This window comes from Corynebacterium sp. LK33 (assembly GCF_014334955.1).
GTDB lineage: Bacteria > Actinomycetota > Actinomycetes > Mycobacteriales > Mycobacteriaceae > Corynebacterium > Corynebacterium jeikeium_D.
The window spans coordinates 340875-362971 of sequence record NZ_PDGU01000026.1 but is presented as its reverse complement, the minus strand read 5'-3'; the positions used below and the strand labels follow the sequence as shown (position 1 = coordinate 362971).

At 57.7% G+C, this 22097-nt stretch carries 22 protein-coding genes; 12 read left to right on the top strand and 10 right to left on the bottom strand.

Features of this window, described 5'->3' with window-relative positions:
- The first annotated feature begins 138 nt into the window (after positions 1 to 138).
- Positions 139 to 693 (top strand): DUF3000 domain-containing protein, encoded by a 555-nt coding sequence (locus CRD20_RS10485; protein ID WP_016422661.1) that lies wholly within the window; start codon positions 139 to 141, stop codon positions 691 to 693.
- Positions 694 to 733: 40 nt separating this feature from the next.
- Complete coding sequence (locus CRD20_RS10480; RefSeq protein WP_187405358.1) at positions 734 to 2035, top strand: HRDC domain-containing protein; 1302 nt, start codon at positions 734 to 736, stop codon at positions 2033 to 2035.
- Here CRD20_RS10480 and CRD20_RS10475 read toward each other — a convergent pair whose 3' ends face one another.
- From CRD20_RS10475 to dut, 3 genes are all read right to left on the bottom strand, one after another.
- The gene (locus CRD20_RS10475; protein ID WP_187405357.1) at positions 2036 to 3301 is read right to left on the bottom strand and encodes a class I SAM-dependent RNA methyltransferase; all 1266 of its coding nucleotides are present in this window, start codon (positions 3299 to 3301) and stop codon (positions 2036 to 2038) included. It lies immediately after the preceding gene.
- Positions 3302 to 3435: 134 nt separating this feature from the next.
- A complete protein-coding gene (locus CRD20_RS10470) occupies positions 3436 to 4215 on the bottom strand; it encodes a DUF3710 domain-containing protein (protein ID WP_070602519.1) in 780 nt (259 codons plus the stop codon).
- A gap of 118 nt (positions 4216 to 4333) precedes the next feature.
- Positions 4334 to 4786, bottom strand: coding sequence for a dUTP diphosphatase (gene dut, locus CRD20_RS10465; protein WP_048733249.1), 453 nt, complete (start codon positions 4784 to 4786; stop codon positions 4334 to 4336).
- A gap of 166 nt (positions 4787 to 4952) precedes the next feature.
- Between dut and CRD20_RS10460 the strand changes: the two genes are divergently transcribed.
- Positions 4953 to 5429 (top strand): DUF3093 domain-containing protein, encoded by a 477-nt coding sequence (locus CRD20_RS10460; RefSeq protein ID WP_048733250.1) that lies wholly within the window; start codon positions 4953 to 4955, stop codon positions 5427 to 5429.
- Positions 5430 to 5537: 108 nt separating this feature from the next.
- Here CRD20_RS10460 and CRD20_RS10455 read toward each other — a convergent pair whose 3' ends face one another.
- On the bottom strand, positions 5538 to 5834 hold the full coding sequence (locus CRD20_RS10455; RefSeq protein ID WP_016422655.1) for a DUF4193 family protein: 297 nt from the start codon (positions 5832 to 5834) through the stop codon (positions 5538 to 5540).
- Positions 5835 to 6037: 203 nt separating this feature from the next.
- Here CRD20_RS10455 and CRD20_RS10450 point away from each other — a divergent pair, with 203 nt between their 5' ends.
- Positions 6038 to 6646 carry a LytR C-terminal domain-containing protein gene (locus tag CRD20_RS10450; protein WP_187405356.1) on the top strand — a complete coding sequence of 203 codons (609 nt, stop codon included), beginning with the start codon at positions 6038 to 6040 and terminating at the stop codon, positions 6644 to 6646.
- A 9-nt stretch (positions 6647 to 6655) separates the two neighbouring features.
- Here CRD20_RS10450 and CRD20_RS10445 read toward each other — a convergent pair whose 3' ends face one another.
- Complete coding sequence (locus CRD20_RS10445) at positions 6656 to 7549, bottom strand: inositol monophosphatase family protein (RefSeq protein WP_246819566.1); 894 nt, start codon at positions 7547 to 7549, stop codon at positions 6656 to 6658.
- 118 nt (positions 7550 to 7667) lie between these two features.
- Between CRD20_RS10445 and ppgK the strand changes: the two genes are divergently transcribed.
- The gene (gene ppgK / locus CRD20_RS10440; RefSeq protein ID WP_070642196.1) at positions 7668 to 8423 is read left to right on the top strand and encodes a polyphosphate--glucose phosphotransferase; all 756 of its coding nucleotides are present in this window, start codon (positions 7668 to 7670) and stop codon (positions 8421 to 8423) included.
- Between the two features lie 395 nt (positions 8424 to 8818).
- Positions 8819 to 10381 carry an RNA polymerase sigma factor gene (locus tag CRD20_RS10435; RefSeq protein ID WP_016422651.1) on the top strand — a complete coding sequence of 521 codons (1563 nt, stop codon included), beginning with the start codon at positions 8819 to 8821 and terminating at the stop codon, positions 10379 to 10381.
- Between the two features lie 315 nt (positions 10382 to 10696).
- Here the strand turns inward: CRD20_RS10435 and CRD20_RS10430 are convergent, their stop codons facing one another.
- From CRD20_RS10430 to CRD20_RS10415, 4 genes are all read right to left on the bottom strand, one after another.
- Positions 10697 to 12304 (bottom strand): DASS family sodium-coupled anion symporter, encoded by a 1608-nt coding sequence (locus CRD20_RS10430; protein ID WP_070602509.1) that lies wholly within the window; start codon positions 12302 to 12304, stop codon positions 10697 to 10699.
- 282 nt (positions 12305 to 12586) lie between these two features.
- Complete coding sequence (locus tag CRD20_RS10425; protein ID WP_070602507.1) at positions 12587 to 13027, bottom strand: hypothetical protein; 441 nt, start codon at positions 13025 to 13027, stop codon at positions 12587 to 12589.
- A gap of 51 nt (positions 13028 to 13078) precedes the next feature.
- Positions 13079 to 14824 (bottom strand): DEAD/DEAH box helicase, encoded by a 1746-nt coding sequence (locus CRD20_RS10420; protein WP_016422648.1) that lies wholly within the window; start codon positions 14822 to 14824, stop codon positions 13079 to 13081.
- On the bottom strand, positions 14821 to 15069 hold the full coding sequence (locus CRD20_RS10415; protein WP_005509477.1) for a DUF3039 domain-containing protein: 249 nt from the start codon (positions 15067 to 15069) through the stop codon (positions 14821 to 14823). The genes CRD20_RS10420 and CRD20_RS10415 overlap by 4 nt, the downstream gene beginning before the upstream one ends.
- 174 nt (positions 15070 to 15243) lie before the next feature.
- On the opposite strand from CRD20_RS10415, the gene CRD20_RS10410 reads away from it, so the two are divergent.
- From CRD20_RS10410 to galE, 6 genes are all read left to right on the top strand, one after another.
- The gene (locus CRD20_RS10410; protein WP_187405355.1) at positions 15244 to 15783 is read left to right on the top strand and encodes a DUF3099 domain-containing protein; all 540 of its coding nucleotides are present in this window, start codon (positions 15244 to 15246) and stop codon (positions 15781 to 15783) included.
- 38 nt (positions 15784 to 15821) lie between these two features.
- Positions 15822 to 17387 (top strand): methyltransferase, encoded by a 1566-nt coding sequence (locus tag CRD20_RS10405; protein ID WP_187405354.1) that lies wholly within the window; start codon positions 15822 to 15824, stop codon positions 17385 to 17387.
- The gene (dtd, locus tag CRD20_RS10400; RefSeq protein ID WP_187405353.1) at positions 17388 to 17822 is read left to right on the top strand and encodes a D-aminoacyl-tRNA deacylase; all 435 of its coding nucleotides are present in this window, start codon (positions 17388 to 17390) and stop codon (positions 17820 to 17822) included. It abuts the gene before it with no gap.
- A 136-nt stretch (positions 17823 to 17958) separates the two neighbouring features.
- Entirely contained in the window at positions 17959 to 18948 is a 990-nt protein-coding gene (locus CRD20_RS10395) for a sigma-70 family RNA polymerase sigma factor (RefSeq protein WP_016422644.1), read from the top strand.
- Positions 18949 to 19251: 303 nt separating this feature from the next.
- Positions 19252 to 19932 carry a metal-dependent transcriptional regulator gene (locus CRD20_RS10390; protein ID WP_069358724.1) on the top strand — a complete coding sequence of 227 codons (681 nt, stop codon included), beginning with the start codon at positions 19252 to 19254 and terminating at the stop codon, positions 19930 to 19932.
- On the top strand, positions 19929 to 20912 hold the full coding sequence (gene galE, locus CRD20_RS10385) for a UDP-glucose 4-epimerase GalE (RefSeq protein ID WP_069358725.1): 984 nt from the start codon (positions 19929 to 19931) through the stop codon (positions 20910 to 20912). Before CRD20_RS10390 ends, galE begins: the two co-directional genes overlap by 4 nt.
- Before the next feature lie 26 nt (positions 20913 to 20938).
- On the opposite strand, the gene CRD20_RS10380 is transcribed toward galE, so the two are convergent.
- Entirely contained in the window at positions 20939 to 22051 is a 1113-nt protein-coding gene (locus CRD20_RS10380; protein ID WP_224433120.1) for a DUF4192 domain-containing protein, read from the bottom strand.
- Positions 22052 to 22097: the final 46 nt, after the last annotated feature.

The window sequence follows — 22097 nt, the reverse complement described above, 5'->3', positions numbered from 1 at the left end:
TACTAAGAACAGGGAAATCGCTCGCCCTGCTGTGCGTTTTCGACGAACCGCTTGGTCGCTTCCCCCTCTTTTCGGCGCGCCTCCCACTAACGCAAGCGTCATATGGCTAAGTTCAGGCGCGTGAATGGAACCGATTCAATGCCACAGAACTTCCGCGCCGCGGTCCAGTCAATGCACTCTGCTGAACTGCGACCTGAGATTGCTCTGGGCACCGTTCGGCCACCGCAGAAGCTGGCACCGTTTAGCCACGCTGTCTCGCTTGAGGTCACGCAGCCCGAAGCTGATATCGTCCCCGAGTCCTCGGACGACGATGCCTTTGGTCGTTTAATTTTGCTCCATGACCCCCGCAGTGAGGAAACCTGGGACGGTGACATGCGCTTGGTTGCATACATCCAGGCGGATATGGATGCCTCCCTCGCGGAAGATCCGTTGCTTCCCCAGGTTGCCTGGCAATGGCTCACCGAGGCTCTGGCTGAGAACAACGCCGAACTGTCGAACTTGGGTGGCACGGTGACTACTACGAACTCTGTCCGCTATGGCGAGATCGGCGGCAAGCCACAGGCCTTTCAATTAGAAATGCGCGCATCGTGGACTGCTCGTGGCACCGACCTGCGCACCCACGTTGAATCCTTCGCTCAGGTACTAGCGAACGTCGCTGGTCTGCCACCCGTCGGCGTTTCCCTGCTGGGCTGATACCGGCGACTGCTGATACCGACGACCGAAGAGGCGTGCGATGAGCTCCGACGTGGAAACTAGTCCCGACGTAGAAGTAAGACTTGCCCCAGCCGAGGGAACTCCACGCGTGCTTTCTGCCATCGACGACATTATTGACGCCGGTGAGCAGCTGGCCAAAGGACACGGATGGCTCGCAGTCGATACTGAACGAGCTTCGGCATATCGCTACGACGACCGCGCCTTCCTGCTTCAATTTCGCCGCCGTGGAGCGGGCACCTTTCTCATCGATCCCGAACATGGTCGCAAGGCGATGGCCGTTTTCGGTTCCTCAGTCAACGACCTGACCTGGATTATTCACGCCGCTCATTCTGACCTTCCCTGCCTCGCAGCTCTGGGCCTCTACCCCACCAAAGTCATTGACACTGAGCTGGCCGGCCGCCTTCTCGGCCTGGAGCGAGTCAACTTAGCAGCTCTGACAGAGCGACTCCTCGGAGTTGGACTTGCCAAGGGGCACGGTCGAGAGGATTGGTCTACTCGTCCACTGCCAGCAGATTGGCTGGACTACGCAGCCTTGGATGTCGAGCTGCTCATCGAACTCGCCGAGGTTCTTTGTCAGGCGCTGACTGAGCTCGACCGTTTGGAATGGCTGGAACAGGAATGCGAACGCGAACTCGCTCTAAACCGTAAATACCTCGATGGTCTGCACGTCGGACACTCGTGGCAGGGGCTCAAAGGGATTGGGAAGCTGCACACTCCCGAACAACTTCACGTCGCCCGTGCACTGTGGACTGAGCGTGACGAAATCGCGCAGCGCCGTGATGTCTCCCCAACACACGTCATGGGTCACAGCGTTCTACGTACAATCGCAGAACAACTCCCCGGTACGCAGCGTGAACTAACTGCAATCCGTGGATTTCCACGTCGCCGTCGCGGTGCTGCGGACGCTTGGTTGAAGGTCGTTAATGAAGCCCGTCAGGAACCCAGGTCGTCATGGCCGAAGCCCCAAAAGCCGCCTCGGAACGAGATGCCCCACTTTCGGCGTTGGGCTGAACATGCCCCACAAGCCGCCGAGATTTTCGAAACCACGCGAGACTGCATCGACAACGTCTGTGCCCAAATACACCTGCGCAAAGACACACTCATCACTTCCGCGCAGACACGTGAACTGGTTTGGTGGATTCACAGCCGCGCAGTCGGCTCATTCGTTTTCCGCCACCACGACAACTACGCTGGCGGCCTGCCAGCCGTTACCGAAATCTCCGCTCACCTCAGCGAACAGGGTTTCCGCCCATGGCAGGCACATTTGCTTGCCGACGTGATCGGCGCCAACGTTCTTGCGCCCATGCGGCAGCCACTCTAGCTACAGCTGCTCCAGCACCGCGATGGTTTCAAAGTGATGCGTTAGACCAAATGCGTCCACGACCTCGAGGTGTTTGAACGCGTAGCCATAGTCAGCCCAGTACCGGGCATCGCGGGCAAAAGTCGCCGGATCGCAACCGAAATGTACGACCGTGCGTGGCTTGGCTTCTGCAATAGCGGCAATGGCATCCTTACCAGCACCGGAGCGCGGAGGGTCGAGAACGACGATATCCGGGTTTGGTGTTTCCGCATTAGCAACTTCGCGGCGCACTACCTTGGTGACATCCCCGGTTACGAACCGGACTGGTGCCGCAGGCGACGCATTTCCACTGTGGTCAGCTGCAGTGAAAGCCTTGCGCCCCGCCGTCGCGGCCGCGGCAAAACCCTCGACAGAGAGAATTGAACCCTCTGCGTCAACTAGCTTGCACAGTGCCGCCGACAGAACGCCTGCGCCACCGTAAAGATCCCAACCGCAGGAGAAAGACTGACCAACCAACAGGTCGATGATGCGCGATCCATAGAACTCAGGGGCATGGCAATGGGCTTGCCAAAAACCGGACGTCGGCACATCGAAAGTAATTCCGTGAACGGTGTGCTGTGTAGTTGGCTCGCCTTCAATCAACGTTTGCGTGCGGTTCCTGCCGCTGCCGGAAACGTATACAGCACTTCGGTTACCCTCCGTGTCCATGGCCACATGGAGTTCTCCTGGCTTCGGCTTCTTGCTCCCTCGACCGCGAGCAGGCTTAGCAACAGGGATGGTTCCGGCCGTCGAAAAGCCAGCGATGAGATTGGGAACTGTTTGGACGCACTCGGAGCCGATGACGAGCTCGTGGGAACGGGAACGACGTAATCCCGCTCGTCCCTGGGAATCCACACCCAGCCGCACGCGCGTGCGCCAACGGGAGGTCGGAGCCAGTGGAAGAACATCGATAGCTGGCAGCTCGTCGGCGGTGAAACGTCCAAGACGGCGCAGGCAATCGGTCAAGACATCAGCCTTGAGACGCGCCGCGTGCTCAGGATCAATAAAACCCCAGTCGCAACAGCCCGCGCCCTGCTGAGCTGCTTCGCAACGCTGCGAAATTCGATGCTCTGAGGCATCCAAAACCTCAACGACATTGCCGCGCCACAGCTTGGCATCAGGTTTGGCAATTTCGACAACAACGCGTTCGCCGGGGATACCGCCGGTGACGAAACCGATTCGTCCGTCGTAGCTGGCAATGAATTCTCCGCCGGCAGCGGGACGGTCAATAGTCACTTCGATGTTCACGCAGTGTGATACTACCCGCTGACAAGAGAAAAGCCGCCGTCGGGTGACGGCGGCGGGCAGTGCACAGTGGCGTCTGCAGATCCTTTTCTAACTGGTCAAGTAGCTAGCTTCTCTCTGCTGGCGGGTTGACAAAACTAATTGGTGGAGCCATCCGGGTTGATACCAGTAGCGCCTGGCACCTGCCCGGGTTCACCTTCAGCTTGGGCAGCCTGGGTCTGCTGCTGGTATGCCTGACGAATCTGCTCGGCCATCTGGGACGGCAGCGTAACCGGAAGCGGCTGACCTGCTGGCATCGGGTTTTCACCGCGAGAGACGAAGCTACGGGCAAGGAGACCGCGGGCGAGATCTGCGAGTTCCTCCGCCCGATCAGCCGGACCGGAAGCCGTCATGCGAAGCATCCAACGCGGGCCGTCGGCGCCGATGATTCGCATTTCCATATCGGAGGTGCGACCTACGACCTCAGAACCCCACGGCCCCTGCTCGACGTGGACATCGAGGCCATCGGACTCAAGACCGTCCTTGATTTCCTGAGCGGACTCCTCCCAGAGGCCGCCCGACGTCGGAGCAGCGAATGCTACAGGAGTTACGCGGCCATGCTCAGTGGCGACGTGCAGCATGGTTGGACCTGTCGGCCCCATCTCCACCTGAATATCACCAACGTGAGGAATAGGCAGCAGCATCGAACCGAGGTTCAGGCTGGCCTTCGCGAAGTCCGAAAAATCAAACTGCGTCGGGCTAGCGCTGTTGATATCGAAGGGGCCGTTTGCTGGTGCGTTCTCCGCGGCGGTTTCCGACGCGTCGTCATGCACGGTTGCGGTAGCCTCCTCAGAAGCTGGCGCCGCAGAGTCGGTGGTAACGGCCTCTGCCTCAGCAGCTGGTTCTTCTGGCTGGTTCTTCTTTCCAAATGGCCACATGGTGGTTTATTGACACCTCGCTAAAAAGAAATCTTTGTATACGCTTTTGTAAACGCTTTATTGAGCTCTTCACGCATTGAACCACACTTGGTAGGGTCCCCGCGCTGTCAGAGGCGTTTTAAAGCGTCGTGGACACTCCGGTTGACCCGTGACCGCCCGCGCCGCGTTCAGTTTCATCGAGCTCATCGACTTCCACCAGCGGGCTGAGCTCGACCTTCTGCACAACCAATTGGGCAATTCGATCGCCCTTGGCGATCTCCACCGCATTGGTCGGGTCCAAGTTGATCAGGCAGACTTTAAGCTCACCACGGTAACCGGCATCAATCGTGCCGGGAGCGTTGACGATGGACAGCCCCTTTTTGAAAGCCAATCCGGAGCGAGGATGAACCAATCCCACTGTGCCCGCCGGCAAAGCAATGGCAATACCGGTTCCCACGAGCGCCCGCTGCCCTGGTGCTAGGACGACATCCTCCACTGAGCTCAAATCCACACCGGCATCATCGGCATGCGCACGCTGGGGAATCACAGCGTCTTTAGCGAGCTTTTTCACTTGCACCGGGGCATAAGTCATTTCTTTGTATATCCTTCGCTGTCGCGTCTTTTAAGAACCGCACTTCGGCCTTGTCAGTACCGAGCATAGCCGTGCCCTAGAATGGATAACCGTGAGTGGAAAAGATAACCTGCAGCCTCGTCGCGGCGACAGCTCAGCATCCGTCTCTGAAGGTGCGGCAATAACAATGAGCTCGAGCGGAGATTCATCGATTGTCTATTCCGAAAAGCTCTGGGTTCCCTGGTGGTTCTGGGTACTCGGCGCTGCTGCCGTTTTTGTATGCACGGCCCAGATTGGCTTTAACCGTTCACCGATTTGGCTTGTCATCGGCGGCATTATTTGTCTGGCCGTGGGCGTGTGGGTGCTGTTGACTATGTCGAAGACCACGGTGTCCGTAGAAGTGGACAGCACTGGTGAACGCTGGCTTCACGCTGGCACGGCAGTTTTGCCAGCATCGGTTGTTGCCAAATCCCTGGTGGTCCCGAAGTCCGCGCAGCGCAATGCGTTGGGCCGTCAGCTCGATCCAGCAGCATTCCTGGTTACGCACACGTGGATTCCCACGATGGTACTGCTAGTCCTCGACGATCCGGACGACCCCACCCCCTATTGGCTGGTCTCCACCCGCCACCCCGAGGCACTACTTGACAGTTTCTTCGACCGCTAGGTCAAATCTCTCACCGCCGCTACACGCTTGCCGACGGTCCCAGCGCCGCCAGAACCGTGGTAGTGGCGGTTTTCCTTTTTCTAGGAAGCTATCCCGGCTGCGCGGGGATTAGGCACAGTCCTGGCAGATAGGGAATCCATCGCCGTTATCGATTGCGATCATCGAGCGGTGCATCACCATGAAGCAGGAGCCGCAGGTGAATTCATCCTCCCCCTTGGGGGCAACATCCATATCGAATTCTTCACCCGCGATGTCGGCGACCGGCAACTCGAACGGCTCGACAATTTCGCCGTCGTCAGTGTCGTCGATTTCCTTCTCAGCAGATGCAGCCTGAAGGCCCTCAAGGGAATCGGTCTCCAGCTCTTCGGTTTCACGAGTACGCGGGGCATCGTAGTTTACAGCCATGTCCCAAACCTTCTTTCTGGACCTTTGCTAGACATTGTGAACTGACTTTTTCTCGGAGAATACAACGCGTTGAGACGATTGACACCCTGTACTCTCCAGTGCCTTTCTCAGCGGATATTAAGGCAATTCACGCAATCTGTCATCTCTGCAGGTCAGAATAGGTTTCTATGCCTATTAGACGAGGAGACGATAACATGATGGCTATGAGTTCAGGCCCCGCGAGCATTACGAGCGCATCACATCGACGAAAAATTGTTCCCTACGTGGTGGTTACCGTCGTTGCTGTAGTTATTGCCGCTACGTTGTGGGTGTTGGCATTCCGCAGCCAACCGGCAAGTTATCCGGTGTCCTGTTCCCTCCCCGCGGCTGGGGCCCCTGTTTCCTCCACCACGCTAATCGGAGAGCACGTCGTTCCACCGTCGGATGTTCATGTGCGCGTTTATAATGCCAACGGCAAAGTCGGCCAGGCTACAACCGTCGCCGAGCAATTGCGGCAGCTCGATTTTGTCCTCGATGAGCAGGTTCCCTACGGCAACGACCCTATTGTGGAAAACCAAGACCTCGGTTGCTTCGGCCAGCTGCGTTATGGCGAGGACTTCAATGGCCACGCCGCGGCGCTTCACGCTCTTTTCCCCTGCTTTGAGCTCATCCACGATGGTCGGCCGGATGCAACCGTCGATGTGTCGTTGGGTAAGGGGTTTAAGGATCTCGAAGTAGCCAGCCAGGTTGAGGAAACGATGTCCGCATTGAACCGTGGCGAACAAGCCGACCTAGAGGGTTTGAGCTCGTTAGGCTCGAGCACCTGCTCCTAGACCGACGCACTAATTCCTAGCCTTCGCGATAGCACCATCCAATGCCTCGAAGAACGCATCGGCAACTTCAGAGTTCGCCGCACCGACACCAAAGTCGAGCGGGTCTCCCTCCGGCTGGCCAGTAACGTTGGCACACTGAGTGAATTCCGGGACCCTAATCCTTGCGCCTGCTTCAGCCGCAATCAGAGCACCAGCTGCATAATCCCAAACCTTGATGTCGTGTTCGTAATACGCATCAACACGGCCGTGCGCCACCATGCACAAATCCAGCGCCGCCGATCCCATGCGCCGAATATCTCGACACTCCCCCAGCAACTGCGACGCTATCCGGCCCTGCACCTGCCGGAGACTAGCGGAATAGCTGAATCCCGTTGCCACAAGTGTCTTTTCCAGCTCGGCCGTTGGGGAACAACTAAGCGTCTGCACAGTGCCGTCCCGTCGAGAAACCTGAGCGCCCTCTCCCTTAGCTGCACTGTAAATCTCTCCCGAGGACGCATTTGCCACTGCACCCGCCACTACCTCATCGCCTACGGCGCAAGCGATACTCACAGCAAAATTGGGCATGCCGTAGAGGAAATTCACCGTACCGTCGATGGGGTCTACAATCCAGGTCACCGCTTCGCCCTCGTTGGCAGCCTGCGCTGGGGAACTCGCGCCGTCGTAAAGCCCGCCTTCTTCGCCCAAAATGCGGTCAGAGCTGCTAAACGTCTTGATAAGCGAACGAATGAGCTCCTCAGATTCACGGTCGACGACGGTGACGGGGTCTACAGCTGAAGACTTCGTTTCGGAGCTTGCTAAAACGCCATCGGAGCCGAGTTCGACCCGACGACTGGCGATGTGCGCCGCGGCTGCGCGGGCGATAAGTACCGCGCGATCGCGCAATTCCCTGACGCTGGGTCGCACGGAACCGGGGCTATTCGACGCACTAAACCCCCTATTATCTGCCCTGCTAGCGAGTTGTTCGGTGCCACGCGAGTTAATGCTCATGCCCCCATTGTGTCTGTTTCGTACAATTTGAGCTATGGGACAACGAATTGGATTTGGCATCGACGTCGGAGGCTCTGGAATCAAGGGTGGCCGCGTGGACCTTGATACTGGGCAGCTTATTGGTGACCGCATTAAGATTTTCACGCCACAGCCGGCAACTCCGGAAGCGGTTGCGGAGACCATTGCAGAAATTGTGGACATTGCGAAGTGGGATTCCGATGTCGGCATCACGATTCCGTCCGTCGTACAGAATCAGATTGCCTTGCTGGCCGCCAATATTGACGGTTCTTGGGTTAATACGAACTGCCAAGAGCTCTTCGCTAAATACCTGCCCAACAACAAGGCGCACGTGCTTAACGACGCTGACGCTGCCGGCCTCGCTGAAGTCCAGTTTGGCGATCCGGGCAATAAGACAGGCGCCGTGTTGTTGCTAACTTTTGGTACAGGCATCGGCTCCGCGCTTATTCATGACGGACTGCTCTACCCCAATTCGGAGTTAGGCCACCTCATCATTGATGGCATGGAGGCCGAACACTTTGCATCCGCGAGAGTTAAGGATGTGGAGGGGCTCGGCTTCGAAGAGTGGGCTGAGCGCGTGAGCAAAGTGCTTAAGACCTACGAGGCGCTGTTTTGGCCGTCACGGATCATCGTCGGCGGCGGAATCAGTCGCGAACACGAAAAGTGGATTCCGCTGTTGACATGTAAGACTCCAGTTGTCCCCGCAAGTCTGGATAATAATGCGGGTATTGCTGGCGCCGCCTTTGCAGCTGACCAGGGACTTTACCCTTAACCACTTTCATTTCTTATATGGGGATTGGTAGCTACGTGTCGGGCGTGACACGTGCTTGAAGCCATGCCCCGTGGCGGCGATTTTAAGAATTGGTTTACAATAAGAAGTTGACTCACGGCAAGGTTGAATAATCAACAGGCTCGAGGAGGATTGGGAAAATCGAATTCCAGCGCACTGCTTCGATGAGGATTTTCACCGATTACTTCTTCGCTAGGAGCCAGAAAGCAACACTGATGACCGTGGCACGAAAAGGTCAGCTCTGAATGTTTTCCATTCGGCTAGTTGGCTATAGACGAAGTAAAGGCGCACCACTGGCGCGTTGAGCTTCTCTTCGACCGAGAGAAGCTGGCGGCGGCTTTGGCGGCGCACACAACGTACATCGTGAAAGGGCGTTCGTGGCAGGCAACGAACTGGGGCAAGCTCAGGACCAATCCACCGGGAGTGGCACCGGTTCAGCTACTCCTGCAAAGAAGGCTGTAAAGAAGGCCATCAAGAAGGCAGTGAAGAAGACCGTGGCAAAGAAGACTGCCGCGAAGAAGACTGCTGCCAAAAAGACGGCTGCTACCAAAACTGCGGCGAAGAAGACGACCGCTAAGAAGGCAGCGGCCAAGAAGACCGTGAAGAAGGCGGCCAAGAAGTCCGTCGCTAAGAAAACCACGCGTAAGGCCGCCGCCAAGAAGGCAACTAAGCGGACAACGGCTGCGAAGGCCACCGCGGCCAAGGCTGCTGCAGCGAAGGCGAAGGACGCGCAGGCTCTCGACGCAACTGAGAACGAAGAGCTCGAGGACGAGGAACTCGACCACGACTTGGAGCAGGAGCAGGACTACGACCCGGATCTGGATGATGACCTCGAAGACGATGATCTTCACGACGATCTGGATGATGACGACCTCGAAGACGACGACCTCGACGATGATGAAGAAGAGGACGACGAGGACGAAGACGAAGACGAGGATGAAGAGGACGAGGGCGACGAGGTCTGGAACGAGGACGAGTCCGCTCGTCTGCGTCAGGCCCGCAAAGATGCTGCCCTCACCGCCTCCGCCGACTCTGTCCGCGCCTACCTCAAGCAGATTGGTAAGGTCGCGCTGCTGACTGCCGAGGAAGAAGTCAGTCTGGCAAAGCGCATCGAGGCCGGTCTGTATGCGCAGTACAAGATTGACGAGGCCAAGGAAGCCGGCGAGCGCATCGCTTACGCTCAAAAGCGCGACTTGCGCGAGATTTCTCGCGACGGTCAGCGCGCCAAGAATCACCTGCTCGAGGCCAACCTCCGTCTTGTGGTGTCCCTGGCAAAGCGCTACACCGGCCGTGGCATGGCTTTCCTCGACTTGATTCAGGAAGGCAACCTCGGCCTGATTCGTGCGGTCGAGAAGTTCGACTACACCAAGGGCTACAAGTTCTCCACCTACGCAACGTGGTGGATTCGCCAGGCCATTACTCGTGCAATGGCCGACCAGGCTCGAACCATTCGTATTCCGGTTCACATGGTTGAGGTCATTAATAAGCTCGGTCGTATCCAGCGTGAACTGCTTCAGGATCTGGGCCGCGAGCCCACCCCGGAAGAGCTCGCCAAGGAAATGGACATCACCGAGGAAAAGGTTCTCGAGATTCAACAGTACGCTCGTGAACCGATTTCCCTGGACCAGACCATCGGCGACGAGGGTGACTCTCAGCTCGGTGACTTCATCGAGGACTCCGAGGCAGTCATCGCCGTTGACGCCGTCAGCTTCACGCTCCTCCAGGATCAGCTTGGCGACGTGCTGGAGACTCTCTCCGAACGTGAAGCCGGTGTCGTCCGCTTGCGCTTCGGCCTTACCGACGGCATGCCACGTACCCTGGACGAGATTGGTCAGGTCTACGGTGTGACGCGCGAGCGCATCCGTCAGATTGAGTCCAAGACGATGTCCAAGCTGCGTCACCCATCGCGTTCGCAGGTTCTGCGCGACTACTTGGAGTAAAGCTTTAACCTGAAGTTGTTCAGGGGCTAACAGCTAGCCCCAGAGAATCGGGCTTGAATGAGGTTTTACACCTTTTTCGGGCCCGGTTCTCTTTAAGGGGGGGCTAGGGTCAGGGCCAGCGGGTTACTGACTGCGTTTATGTCAAAAATGACCTGAAAGTGTCATAAACTCACACAGTTTCACATTTGCAGCCAAAAGCCCCGAACCACCAAAGTGGAACGGGGCGAAGGAGCATCTGAGCAACGCTAGGCGGAGAAGCCCGGTGGCGGTTCAGAGCACTGCTCCACCATCCACTACGGGCTACTACATACCCAGCTAGTACACGACGCCGAATACCCACTGCAGCAGCGTCAGCGATGCCACAGAAATCACGATCAGTGCGACGACGTTCAGCCAGACACCGGCCTTGACCATGTTGTCCATGCTGACGTAGCCGGAGCCGTAGGCGATGGCGTTCGGCGGTGTTGCAACCGGCATCATGAAGGCCGAAGTAGCTGCCAGTGCAACTGGTACGGCGAAAATCATCTGGTCGTGGCCCAGACCGATAGCCATGGCACCTACCAACGGCAGGAAGGTCGCAGCCGTCGCTGTGTTAGAAGTGAACTCGGTCAGGAACAGAACAACGGCACCGACGACAACTACGAGTGCAGCCACTGGCATCCAGCCGAGGGTAGACAGCTGCTCGCCAATCCAGTCCGACAGCCCAGAGGCACCGAACTGCGAGGACAGTGCCAGGCCACCACCGAACAGCAGCAGCACGCCCCACGGCAGCTCTAACGCATTTTCCCAACGCATAAGCTTAACGCCATCAGGACCGCCCGGAATAATGAACAGCGCAATACCCACGGTCATTGCGATAACCGCATCGGCAATCTTGGTGTCGGGCAGCAGCACCGGAACAAAGACCCACGCCAGCGCAGCCGCGATAAACACCATGAGCACGCGACGCTCACCAGCCGACATACGACCGAGGCGCTTGAGTTCATCACGCATGAGTTCGCGGCCACCCGGAATGTGCGTAATCTCCGGCTTGAACAGCACGTTCGTCAACAGGAACCAGGCACAGAACATGAGCACAATCGCCACCGGGACACCGAGCAGCATCCACTGGCCAAACCCAATATTGACGCCTTGCTCCGCCATGTAGGCCGCCAGCATAGCGTTCGGCGGAGTACCAATAATGGTGCCCAGCGAACCAATCGATGCCGCGTAAGCGATACCCAGCATCAGCGCGATACCGAAGTTCGACTTTGGCATCGGGTCATAGCTTGACGACGACTCCTCGGCCTCCTCCAGCGCATCCCCACCGGGGGTTTCAGCGACGGATTCGCTCGCAGAGCCCGTATCCTCTGCAGCAACCTTTTCATCGTGCAGCATTCGGACAATGAGGCTCAGGACGGACACACCGATTGGCAGCATCATCACGGCCGTGGCCGTGTTGGAGACCCACATCGACAGGAAGCCAGTAGCCACCATGAAGCCGAGAATCAGCATCTTTGGTGACGACCCCATGAGCACCAGAACCCACAATGCGACGCGCTTGTGGAGGTTCCAACGCTGCATCGCCAGCGCCAACAGGAAGCCGCCCATAAAGAGGAAGATAGTCGGGTCTGTGTACTTGCCCGAGAAATCCTTAATCTCCGCGAGGTTGAGAATCGGGAATAGAGCCAGCGGCAGCAGAGCCGTAACGGCAATCGGGATAGCCTCGGACATCCACCACACGGCCATAAGCACTGCTACGCCTGCGGTTGCACGCAGGTTGTGATCGAGCTCAGCCGGCATAAAGAAGTACACGAGCAGGGCCAGGATGATACCGAGTCCTAGACCGGTGCGCTTACGGAAAAGCTCCCGGCTGAGGTATCCACGGTCTTGTTGGCCAGGTGACAGTTCCGGGGAGTTGTCGCGCGTAGATGTCGCTGCCACGATTCACGCTCCTATTTAATAATCAGCAGACATCCTGTATTGCACGCATGTTCAAACGTTTACCGCATGTAGGGGATGCCAAATGTGGGTACTTTCTGACACCAATATCATTACCAACACTCGGCCAGATATGAGATTTCGCTAAGAAACCCCCGGCCGAAACTGCAGGCAGTTGGGCTTCGGGGGTGGATTACGGGGTTAGCTCATTTCCTGATTGCGTATTTGGCGTTGACCGAAAACTCCGGGCACAAAGTAAGACCGCCATTGATGTCGCTTCCGAATTCACTCCGATTGCTTCTTTGGCTGATCAGTACCCATCTGCTTAGAGATGCACTCGGCATACTCTCCCGAGGTGCGCTCGAACTTCTCGCACTTCGACATCGCATCTGATGTCGACGAATACAACATCAGCGACACCACGGCGGCTGCGATACCCGTCACAATGCCGACCACGCCCAATCCGAACGAACCGCTGATGACCGCGTCTCCCCCAGCTGCCTGCACGCGTTTCTTAGCACTCATTGCCTTCGCAATCGCGATGATGCCCAGAACAATGCCAAAGACACCGAGGATGCCACCAACAATCATCCAGGACATCAAGAGTCCGCCGACGCCAAAGATCAGTGCCAGCACGCCAATAGTCCGACCGTCATTGCCTGGTACAGCTGACAAACCACCGCCGGTCAATTCCGACGGCCTCGACTTATCACTGCTTGCCGACATTCTTCTCTCCACCATAATTTGCCCGATAGATTGCTCAGTTCGTTTGAAACCCTACCAATTACGCAGGTAGCTGATGCGATCACGCAACTGTTCCTCCGTACATAGCGCAGTCGGCGGGCCACCACAGGCGCGCCGAACCTCGTTATGCACTTGACCATGTGGCTTACCGGTTCGCGCCGCTGTCATCGACACCAGCGTATTGAGCTCCTTCCGTAACTTCGGCAACACCTCACTGGCCACCTTCTGCGGCCTTGGGTACGCCGATCCTTCAATGCGGTGCACCGCGCCCCCTTCGCCTCCGCTTGACGACGATTCCCTCGCCTCCTCGCGGGCTTCCTTCTCTCGGGCACTGGCGGCTTTAAGCTGTTCATCCTGCCGCTGACGCAGCAAGAGTCGCATCTGATCGGCGTCGAGAAGCCCTGGCAAACCCAGATAATCGGCCTCTTCGGCGGAACCGGCAACGGTTGCGGTGCCGTAGGAGGAGCCGTCGTAGATGAGGTAGTCGAGTTCAGCATCCGCGCCAATGGATTCGTAGGCCGGCAGCAATTCGTCGGGCTCATCCTTGCGGCGATTGGCCTCAGCGACCAAGTCATCCTCCCAGCCTTCCGAAGGCCGATCCGGCTTGCCGAGCACGTGGTTGCGCTGCACCTCCATCTGCGAGGCCAAGTCGAGCAGCACCGGAATCGACGGCAAGAAGACCGAAGCGGTCTCCCCCGGCATGCGGCTTCGCACGAATCGTCCGATAGCCTGCGCGAAGAATAGTGGAGTCGAGGAACTGGTCGCGTACACGCCGACCGCCAGCCTCGGCACGTCCACGCCTTCGGAGACCATGCGCACGGCCACCATCCACTCATCGGTGGACTCGGAGAAAGTCTTGATTCGTTCCGACGAGCCCGGTTCATCCGAGAGCACTAACGCCACCGGCGTAGAGGCAATCTGCTCGAGAATGCGTTTGTACGCACGGGCAGTTGCCGCATCGGAGGCGATAACTAGGCCACCCGCGTCCGGGATATGCTGCCTCATCTGCGAGAGCCGGGTGTGCGCTGCCCGCAGCACAGATGGCATCCACTCGCCCTTTGGGTCAAGCGCGGTGCGCCAAGCACGCGTGGTCTCCTCTGGGCTCATCACGGTGCCCAGTCGCGCAGCGAACTCATCACCCGCGCTATCACGCCAGCGAGCTTCACCGGAATAAGCCAAAAAGACCACTGGGCGCACGACGCCGTCGGCAAGCGCATTGGAATAGCCGTACGTGTAATCGGCGACGGAACGCGAGTAACCATCGCCGTCCGGCGAGTAGCGAACAAACGGAATCGCCGCGTCATCGGAGCGGAACGGCGTACCAGTTAGGCACAGGCGGCGTTCGACATCGCCGTAAGCTTCGGAAATACCGTCGCCCCAGCTCTTGGCATCGCCGCCGTGGTGCACCTCGTCCAGAATCACCAATGTCGGCCGAGCGGTGGCTACGGCATGGTGCTTAAACGGATGCACTGCGACTTGGGCGTAGGTCACAACAATTCCCTGGTAGGAGGGGTTTACCACACCCTTGGCGTTAGAGAATTTGGGATCCAACGCAATCCCCGAACGAGCAGCAGAAGCAGCCCACTGCACTTTCAGGTGTTCAGTGGGAACTACGACGATGATGCGCTCGACAATCCGGCGCGACAGCAACTCACTGGCGATACGCAGGGCGAAGGTCGTCTTACCTGCGCCCGGTGTCGCCACTGCAAGGAAGTCCTTGGGGTTAGTCGCCAGGTATTTGTCGAGAGCCTCCTGCTGCCATTTACGAAGCCCGCTCACTTGCGACGCAGGGATTTGTAAATCCGCTCGCAGTCAGGGCATACCGGTGAACCCGGCTTCGCTGACTTCTTCACAGGGAAGGTTTCACCGCACAGAGCAACGACGTAGGAGCCGTTGACCGCGGAGTTCACGATCTGGTCCTTCTTGACGTAATGGAAGAACTTCGGGGTATCGTCCCTCGTCGACTCATCGACGCGGGTATCGGTGCGTTCAATCGTCTTTGTCGTCTTCAATGGAGTGCTCACAGATTCCAATTGTGCCCCATCGGTCAAATTATGCCCAGTGACCCAGGTGCTGGCCGCTGCTGACTGCTGCCTTCCACAGCCATCCACAACATCGCTACGACTACGCGAGCATGCGGCTGCAACGGACATAGCTAGTTGAGACGACCCCACGCCACAGGCGTATGCTAGACAACCATGGCGCGAATCAATGACCGTCGCGACTCCGCGCTGCCGAAACGCGGAAGTTCCCGGCGACGCAAGAAAGACGCGGCGTTGATTACCGACGCCCGCGGCTCTCGGATTCGCAACTATGACCACCGCCGCCACGTCTACGCGGCTCTGCAATGGTCTCGCATTCCGCTGCTGCTTCTTTCCGGCGCTTTTTATCTGTGGTGGGATGTGCCGTGGATTGCAGCGATTCTCATGGTCGTCTCCGTACCCATGCCGTGGATCGCGGTTATCATCGCCAATGGCGTTGGAGAACCCGCTGACAAGCGTAAGCCGCGCGTCTACAAGCCTGGAGTTGTACGCGAGCAAAACCGCAAATGGGAGGAGCAGCAACGCCAGCGCGCCCTCAAGGAAGCAGAGATGCGCGCGCTCGGTTCTGCCGCCAGTACCGAAGACACCGACGCACCGACGCAGTCCGGTAACGAGACCACCTCAAATCCCTTCGATGACGCAAATGTCATCGATATGCCGGAAGACGACGATTCGTCGTCAAGCTCCCCTAACTAGCCCCTCCGCCCCGCTTTACGACGAAGGTAGTGCCTACGATGACCTTTTCCCCCTCCACCTTCACCCCACCGACTGATCAGCAGCTTCGTGATTTTGTCGACTGTGCGGAGGAATTTGCCACCGCGCTCAGGCGCCTTGAGTTTTCCAGTGAGTCACTGCGTCAAGTCCTAGGCGCCGAGGGACTGGCCGCGCTGGACCGCGGTGAGCCCGGCGTTGTCGATGTTCTACTTACCGAAACTGAGGGCGTTTCTGCGGACACTGTGACCGCGTTGCGTCTTTTCATCCTGGGCGATTTCGCCGACGCACAGCAGCTATTTGGGGCTGAGCTGACAGCCAAGTTACTGGGCAGCGGCATACTTGCCGGCACCGCCACCAACGCACAGGTGTGTATCGATGTGCGCCCGGTCGAGATTGCGGGAGTCGACCGTATTGTCTTTTCCGACCGCGATGCCTCTATGAGCGATCACGTTCCTGGACCCGATCATGTCTTGGGCGTAGGGCGGGCTTCCCGCTCCCTCCTCGATATTTCGCCGACCTCGGCGGTGGAATCCGTACTCGACCTCGGTGCCGGTTGTGGCGTCCAGAGTCTTGCCCAGCCGGATGCAAAGTCGATTGTCGCGACGGACATTCACCCCCGGGCGCTGTTTTTTGCCCGCGCTACTTTCGCCGCAAATGGCTTCGACCAGGCGCAGGCCGTCGAAGGTTCGTGGTTTGAACCGGTTGCAGGCAAGAAGTTTGACCGCATTGTGGCGAACCCGCCGTTCGTCGTAGGGCTGCCAAGTGTGGAACATGTTTACCGTGACTCAGGATTGAATCTGGACGGTGCCACCGAACTTATGATCCGCGGTCTGGCCGACCATCTCACCGACGGCGGCACGGCGCATCTGCTCGGTGCTTGGGCCCATATCGAAGGCGAAAGTTGGCAACAGCGCATCGCCTCTTGGCTCCCTGCTGAAGGCCTCGAAGTGTGGGTAACACAACGAGATGTCGCCACGCCGGCGGAATACATCGGCACCTGGCTTCGAGACGAGTCCATCGACCCCCGCAGCCCAGAGGGCTGCGAGCGCTCCCGTGCCTGGCTGGAGCACTTCCGCAACAGCGGCGTGACAGGCATCGGGTTCGGCTACATCACAGTCCAACGCATTGCCGGCCCGACTTCCGCCGTGTGCGAAGAAATGCCGCAGCCTTTGGCCGCTCCTTTCGGCGCCGAAGCCCAGGAGTATCTCGGCCGCGCAGAATGGCTTCGCGCACAAACTGCTAACACCATCCTCGAAGCTGCCTTTACTGTGCGACCCGGCGTCGCCTTAGAACGCGTTTCGCTTGCCGACGTCGACAGCGGCCAGGGCTTCACTGAGTTCGATACGCGCATCTCACGCACCGACGGCCCCGCCTGGACACACTCAATCGATGAGTCCGTCGCAACCATCCTGGGTGCACTGCATCCCGAAGCTGCCCTGGGCTCCGTCATCGACATCATGGCAATGTTTGGAGCCTTTGATGAGTCCGAAGTCCCTGCAATCAAGGACGCCCTAGTTCCCATCGTCGTTGACTTGGTTCGCCATGGTCTGATTCTCCCCGCCGAGCTCTTGGAGGATAAACAGTAAATGAAAGCCGTTCTCACCCGAGTTAAATCCGCGTCAGTCACTGTCGACGGCTCCGTTGTTGGCCACGTTGACGGAGGCGATACCGGCGCCATTTTGGCGCTCGTAGGTGTTGGCCGCGAGGACACTGTCGATGCTTGGGAAACGATGGCCCGCAAGATTGCGGAGCTGCGCATTCTGGATGGCGAGCTCAGCGCTGTCGACGCTGGCGCCCCGGTGCTCGTTGTTAGCCAATTCACGTTGATGGGGGCGACAAAGAAGGGACGGCGGCCGTCGTGGGTAGACGCGGCTCCGGGCCCAGAGGCCGGACCCGTCATAGAAAAAATTGTCGAGAACTTGCGCAATCGTGGCTTGACGGTCGAAACGGGACAATTTGGAGCGATGATGGAGGTCGCATCCGTCAATGATGGACCCTTTACAGTTCTCGTAGAATGCTAGTCGCGGCAGTTTTTCTTAACATTATATTTGCATGGCAAAATTACCCTATTGACATTCATCAACTTTCACGGGAACATTTCCGTAACTCCGTGCGTTGTAGTTATTGAGTCCACTTAAAAATCCAGGAGGCAGATTCATGAAGAGTGCCGATATTCAAAATGACGAACTGGAAGGTCAGCCACGGGACAAGGGGCGCCGCACTGGCAATAACTCCAATCCGTCCGCCGATTTGGTTCGTGTGTATTTGAACGGCATCGGAAAGACTGCTCTTCTCAGCGCTGAAGAAGAGGTGGAACTTTCTAAGCGCATTGAAGCCGGTGTATACGCCGAGCATTTGCTGCAGACCGGCGCGAAAATGACCCGCGCAAAGAAGCGTGATGTCAAGATTTTGGCAAAGGAAGGTAAGGCTGCACGCGCCCACCTACTCGAAGCCAATCTCCGTCTTGTGGTCTCGCTGGCGAAGCGCTACACCAACCGCGGTATGCCTCTGCTGGATCTAATCCAGGAGGGCAACTTGGGCCTCATCCGCGCCATGGAAAAGTTCGACTACACCAAGGGCTTCAAGTTCTCCACTTACGCAACGTGGTGGATTCGCCAAGCTATTACCCGCGGTATGGCTGATCAGTCGCGCACCATTCGCCTCCCTGTTCATTTGGTTGAGCAGGTCAACAAGATTTCTCGTATCAAGCGTGAGCTCTACCAGCAACTCGGCCGTGAGGCTACGAATGAGGAATTGGCAGAGGAATCCGGCATTCCAGAGGCCAAGATCGAGATGCTGCTGCGCCAGTCCCGCGACCCGGTGAGCTTGGACATGCCGGTGGGCACTGATGAGGAAGCTCCTCTGGGAGACTTCATCGAGGACTCAGAGGCAACTGATGCCGAGGAGGCAGTTGTCGCTTCCCTGCGTCACCACGATGTCCGCAAGGTTCTGTCCACTCTCGAGATTCGAGAGCAGGAAGTTATTAAGCTCCGCTACGGTCTCGACGATGGCCTGCCCCGCACGCTGGATCAGATTGGCCGCCACTTTGGCCTGTCTCGCGAGCGCGTCCGCCAGATTGAGCGGGAAGTTATGTCCAAGCTCCGCGAGGGTGACCGTGCTGACAAGCTGCGTGAGTACGCAAACTAACGCCACATGGCGGTGACATCGATAGGGTTCCTAATTTCAGCCCTGAGATAGAGCTGGACTTCAATGCCGACCCCGTGCCGGAGTTTCATCCACACTGGCGGTCGGCGTTTTCGTCTGCACGTCGAACTTTCGACATCGCGTACGCTCCCTTCCGCCTCAGCAGCGCCCACCGAACCAAGCTTTTCGCTGCCTAATCAGCACCAAAGCCACTAGATTTGCGAGCCCTAACATCTTTCTTGCGCAAGTGTGGTTATCCTAATACTTGAGTGAAAACTTTTAAGACTGTGTTATCGGAGGAAAACCGTGAGGGATTTGGTTGACACCACGGAAATGTACTTACGTACGATTTTCGAACTCGAAGAAGAGGGCATCATTCCTTTGCGTGCTCGCATTGCCGAACGCCTTGAGCAGTCGGGGCCGACCGTTAGCCAAACCGTTGCGCGCATGGAGCGCGATGGCCTTCTCGTAGTTGCCCCAGATCGCAGCTTGCAGCTTTCCGACGAGGGCCGCAGGCTGGCCACGGCTGTCATGCGTAAGCACCGCCTAGCTGAGCGCCTACTTACGGATGTCATTGGCCTCGAATGGGACAAGGTTCACGACGAAGCCTGCCGCTGGGAGCACGTAATGAGTGACGAGGTCGAGCGCAAACTTCTCGACGTGCTTGACTCTTACACACGCTCCCCATTCGGCAATCCGATTCCCGGTTTGGGAGACCTCGGTGGGACTCGGTCACCAGAGTCGTTAGAGAACGTTCGCCGACTGTCCGATCTAAACCCCGGCGAGTACACCGTTGAGATCGTCCAGATTAACGAAATCCTGCAGGTCGAGCAGAGCTACATGAAGCGTCTCCACAAGGCTGGAATTATGCCGGGTACTGAGGCACTTGCCGAGGTTGCCGCCGGCCGCGTGACTCTCGCCCGTGGTGATCATTCTCTTGACATTCCGGATACTCTGTCTCACGCAATCATGGTGATTATCAAATGAAACTCCTCGTCACTGGTGGTGCCGGCTACGTCGGTAGCGTGTGCTCGGCAGTATTGATTTCTCTTGGCCACGACGTCACCATTCTGGACAACTTCTCTGTTGGCAACCGTGATGCGGTGCCAGAGGGCGCGACCCTAGTCGAAGGCGATGTGGCGGACAAGGCCTACGAGGTTCTGTCCTCCGACAGCTTCGACGGCGTCGTTCATTTCGCTGCGAAATCGCTTGTTGGCGAGTCTGTCGAAGTTCCTTCCGACTACTGGCACAACAATGTGGGCCAAACCCTGAAGCTACTCGACGCGATGCGTGATACCGGTACGAATAACCTGGTGTTCTCTTCGACAGCTGCAACCTACGGCGAGCCAGAGAAGACACCAATTACCGAAGACATGCCAACCGCGCCGACCAACCCTTACGGTGCCACCAAGCTGGCCATGGACTACGCCATCGCCTCTTACGCCAAGGCATACAACATCGGCGCTACCAGCTTGCGTTATTTCAATGTGGCGGGTGCCTGGGGCGGTTTTGGAGAAAACCGTGAGGTGGAAACTCACCTCATCCCACTGGTACTGCAGGTTGCGCTCGGTCACCGCGACAAGATTATGGTCTTTGGCAATGACTGGCCGACTCCGGACGGCACCGCGGTGCGTGACTACATCCACATCAAAGACCTCGCCGATGCGCATGTCTTGGCACTAGAGTCCAACACGCCGGGAACCCACCGTATCTTTAACCTCGGTTCCGGCGACGGCTTTTCAGTTCGCCAGGTCATTGAAACCTGCCGTAAGGTCACCGGTCACCCGATTCCCGCTGAGGATGCACCGCGTAGAGCCGGTGATCCGGCAACCCTTATTGCCTCTTCTCAGCGTGCCATGGACGAGCTCGGATGGAAGCCCAACCAGACGGAGCTTGAAACCATCGTCGCCGATGCATGGGAGTACACCAAGAACCTCGGCGACCGAGCCCACTCGGCGCACCGCTAGGTACTGCAGTACAGCTTGCAGGGTCGCTAATCAATACGCGGCATTTTCACCTTGTATACCCTGCGCAGTACCTCTTGTGCTGCTCCAAGAATTGTGCCGACGCACCTCGGCACAATTTGATTGGCGACCGCAATTTCCAGCAACTGAGTCAGTGAATGATTCGGTTGCTCCCCCGCTGCCTCATCGAGAGCTGTTTGCGCAAAGTTCTCCAGCCCAGCCGCGAACTTTGCGATGGCAAAACACGCTAAAGCGTTAGCACGCAGGCTGCCGCGGTGGACGATTGCGGCCTCGCGCCAGATTTCTCCCATTGATTGCGCCAACTGCGTAGTAATGAAAATCATGGACATATCGCGCAAGGTGACGTTGGTCAGTGCTGCTGCAATGGCATATCCTGCGTTTTCATCGCGCACCGCCTCATGTGCATCCATCACACCATCGGCCACGTTTTCCACGGCGGTTTTGAGCATGTCGAAGTGCTCAATGAGCGCGGGATTGTCCGAACCAATTTTGAGCTTCCTCGGCTGCTCAACGGCTGTCGCTCGTTCCCGGAGGCGTTCAATCAGAGCCCTGTCTTTACTGTCGTGGAATTGGCCACCTCGAAAATAGCTGCGGTACTCCTCATAGTTTTTGAAAATCTGCTCTCCCTGCCGGGAGATTAGATTTGCATTGTCGGTCATCAGACTGTCACCGACAATGCCGACGATCTCTCCCTGCTCGTCCGTGACAACTTCCCCCGCAGCAATAGTGGCAACGCCCGCCAAACGCACCTCATGCAGGCCGCCTTCTCGCAGCCAGCCTGTAATAGGTGTGGAGTCCTTTTCAATCCCCCAGGATTCGTCGATGATAAACACATCTGCGTGAGTGCATCCTTCATCGAGCAGGAAGTCCGCGGCTGCCCGCACCAAGTCAGGATTGTTCTCCATCGAGGCCACATCCTTAATCAGCATCGGGCCAGCATGCGCTGTCGGATCAAACTCGACCTTGCCATCGATGAGATCTTCGACCTGCTGACGATACAACGCCGCAATCACTACCTGCCCCCGCGGATAGAATCCAACGATTCCCGGCAGGTTCGTCAGAAAGACACTCGGCTCAATTTCAGGCTTTTGTCCTGCACCGAAGTTCTGTTTGTTTCCCATTAATTCCTTACCCCTTTTCCCCCATTGGAATAGCTCGACAGCGGAC

Bases quoted from the DNA above. Each gene is read 5' to 3' on its own strand.
- CRD20_RS10485 (WP_016422661.1), top strand. From the start codon at position 139: ATGCCACAGAACTTCCGCGCCGCGGTCCAGTCAATGCACTCTGCTGAA.
- CRD20_RS10480 (WP_187405358.1), top strand. From the start codon at position 734: ATGAGCTCCGACGTGGAAACTAGTCCCGACGTAGAAGTAAGACTTGCC.
- CRD20_RS10470 (WP_070602519.1), bottom strand. From the start codon at position 4,215: ATGTGGCCATTTGGAAAGAAGAACCAGCCAGAAGAACCAGCTGCTGAG.
- dut (WP_048733249.1), bottom strand. From the start codon at position 4,786: ATGACTTATGCCCCGGTGCAAGTGAAAAAGCTCGCTAAAGACGCTGTG.
- CRD20_RS10460 (WP_048733250.1), top strand. From the start codon at position 4,953: ATGAGCTCGAGCGGAGATTCATCGATTGTCTATTCCGAAAAGCTCTGG.
- CRD20_RS10455 (WP_016422655.1), bottom strand. From the start codon at position 5,834: ATGGCTGTAAACTACGATGCCCCGCGTACTCGTGAAACCGAAGAGCTG.
- CRD20_RS10450 (WP_187405356.1), top strand. From the start codon at position 6,038: ATGAGTTCAGGCCCCGCGAGCATTACGAGCGCATCACATCGACGAAAA.
- ppgK (WP_070642196.1), top strand. From the start codon at position 7,668: ATGGGACAACGAATTGGATTTGGCATCGACGTCGGAGGCTCTGGAATC.
- CRD20_RS10425 (WP_070602507.1), bottom strand. From the start codon at position 13,027: ATGTCGGCAAGCAGTGATAAGTCGAGGCCGTCGGAATTGACCGGCGGT.
- CRD20_RS10410 (WP_187405355.1), top strand. From the start codon at position 15,244: ATGGCGCGAATCAATGACCGTCGCGACTCCGCGCTGCCGAAACGCGGA.
- CRD20_RS10405 (WP_187405354.1), top strand. From the start codon at position 15,822: ATGACCTTTTCCCCCTCCACCTTCACCCCACCGACTGATCAGCAGCTT.
- dtd (WP_187405353.1), top strand. From the start codon at position 17,388: ATGAAAGCCGTTCTCACCCGAGTTAAATCCGCGTCAGTCACTGTCGAC.
- CRD20_RS10395 (WP_016422644.1), top strand. From the start codon at position 17,959: ATGAAGAGTGCCGATATTCAAAATGACGAACTGGAAGGTCAGCCACGG.
- galE (WP_069358725.1), top strand. From the start codon at position 19,929: ATGAAACTCCTCGTCACTGGTGGTGCCGGCTACGTCGGTAGCGTGTGC.
- CRD20_RS10380 (WP_224433120.1), bottom strand. From the start codon at position 22,051: ATGGGAAACAAACAGAACTTCGGTGCAGGACAAAAGCCTGAAATTGAG.